General features: G+C 63.5%; 1 protein-coding gene and 1 pseudogene. Both read left to right on the forward strand.

The window, feature by feature from the left end; translation table 11 throughout:
* A pseudogene (locus DK391_RS43990) lies at positions 1 to 336 on the forward strand (flippase); the annotation flags it as partial.
* Positions 333 to 2,068, forward strand: a 1,736-nt coding sequence (locus DK391_RS43995) for a glycosyltransferase (RefSeq protein ID WP_109484269.1), incomplete at its 3' end; no start/stop codon positions are given. The pseudogene DK391_RS43990 and the gene DK391_RS43995, both read left to right, overlap by 4 nt.

Raw genomic sequence — 2,068 nt, forward strand, 5'->3', positions numbered from 1 at the left:
GGCGCGCTGTGGTTCGGCATCGCGCACTACGGCCTCACGGGTGCCGCTGTCGTGGTGGCGGCGCGCGGCCTGTTCGACTACGTCGCGCTGTTGCGCCTGTCGCGTATCCACGCGCGTCCGATCCTGCTCGACATGCTCGCGCATCTCGCCTTCCTGGTGGGCGCCTTGTGGCTCGCCTTCCTGCTCACCAGCCTGCCGATGGCCATGGCCGCGGGCGCGCTCATCGTCGGCGCGAACGTGGCGTGGTCGCTCACGATGACCCCTGCATTGCGCGATCTTGCGCGTTCGCTGCTTGTGCGTCTGAAGTTGCGACTCAATCCGAGGAATAGCGCATGAACCAAGATATCGTTGAAGAAGACCTGCTGCGTCCCACCACCGTGACGCGCGATGCGGGCCACGATCTCCTTGCGGCCACGCCCGTTGCGAAGCCGCCTGCCAAAAGGCGTGGCGCGCGCAGCACCGGCCCTGTGCGGGTCGCGATCATTCACGACTGGCTCGTCACGTATGCGGGCGCCGAGCGCGTGCTGGAACAGATCGTCGCGTGCTTTCCGGAGGCGGACCTGTTCAGCCTCGTCGACTTTCTCGACGACCGCACGTTTCTGCGCGGCAAATCCGTGACGACCTCGTTCATCCAGAACCTGCCGATGGCGCGCACGAAGTACCGCAGCTATCTGCCGCTGATGCCGCTGGCGATCGAACAACTCGACGTCTCTGCCTACGACGTCGTGATCTCCAGCAGCCATGCCGTGGCAAAGGGCGTGCTCACGGGCCCGGACCAGATACATATCAGCTACGTGCATTCGCCCATCCGCTATGCGTGGGATCTGCAGCACCAGTACCTGCAGCAGTCGAAGCTCACGAGCGGACCGAAGTCCGCGTTTGCGCGGCTGATCCTGCACTACATGCGCAACTGGGACATCCGCACGTCGAATTCCGTCGATGCCTTTGTCGCGAATTCGGAGTTCATTTCGAGGCGTATCCACAAGGTGTATCAGCGTGAATCGGAAGTGATCTTTCCGCCCGTCGATGTCGAATCGTTCGCGCTATGTGAGCAGAAAGACGACTTCTATCTGACGGCGTCAAGAATGGTGCCGTACAAGAAGATCGATCTGATCGTCGAAGCTTTTGCGCAGATGCCGGAGCGCAAGCTGGTCGTGATCGGCGATGGCCCCGACATGCAGAAGATCCGTGCAAAGGCCACGCCGAACGTGCAGATCATGGGCTATCAGCCGTTCAAGGTGCTGCGCGATCACATGCGCCGCGCGAAGGCATTCGTATTCGCGGCAGAAGAAGACTTCGGCATTTCCGTGGTGGAAGCGCAGGCGTGCGGCACGCCCGTGATTGCGTACGGCAAGGGCGGGGCGCTCGAAACCGTGCGCGACCAGTTCGAACCGCATCCGACGGGCATTTTCTTTAACGAGCAGACGGTCGAGTCGATCATCGGCGCAGTGGAAGATTTCGCCGGCGATGCCACGCGCTTCCGGCCTGTCGATTGCCGTGCGAATGCCGAACGCTTTTCGGTTCGCCATTTCCGCGAGCGCTTCTTTGGTTTCGTGCGCGAGTCGGTGCCGGCCTTGCAGGGCGCGACGCTGCCGGTGGATGAGCCGCCCGTCGATGGCGGCGCTCAGAAGCCTGCCACGAGCGCGCTGCGCGTGCTGGCTATCGATCAGAGCGGCGTGATGGGCGGTGCCGAACTGTCGCTACTGGAAATCGTGAAGGCGCTCAAGGCGCGCGTGCAGGTCGTGCTGTTCGACGATGGCCCGTTTCGCGCAGCGCTGCGTCGCGAGGGCGTGGCCGTCGAGGTGCTGGATCCGGGCGCGACCCGCGACATCCGCAAGCAGGGCGGCACGCCGCCCGTATTGAAGGCGGTGAAGGGCGTGGCATCACTGGTGCGCGCGACGGTAGCACGCGCGCGGCAGAGTGACGTGATCTATGCGAACACGCAGCGCGCGATGGTGATTGGTGCGCTTGCCGGTCGCTTTGCGCGGCGTCCGGTGGTGTGGCATCTGCGCGATATCGTCAGTCCCGAGCACTTCGGCAGCAAACAGCTTGCGATCATCAAATGGTG

The sequence above is a fragment of the Paraburkholderia sp. C35 genome, assembly GCF_003121405.1.
Classification (GTDB): Bacteria; Pseudomonadota; Gammaproteobacteria; order Burkholderiales; family Burkholderiaceae; genus Paraburkholderia.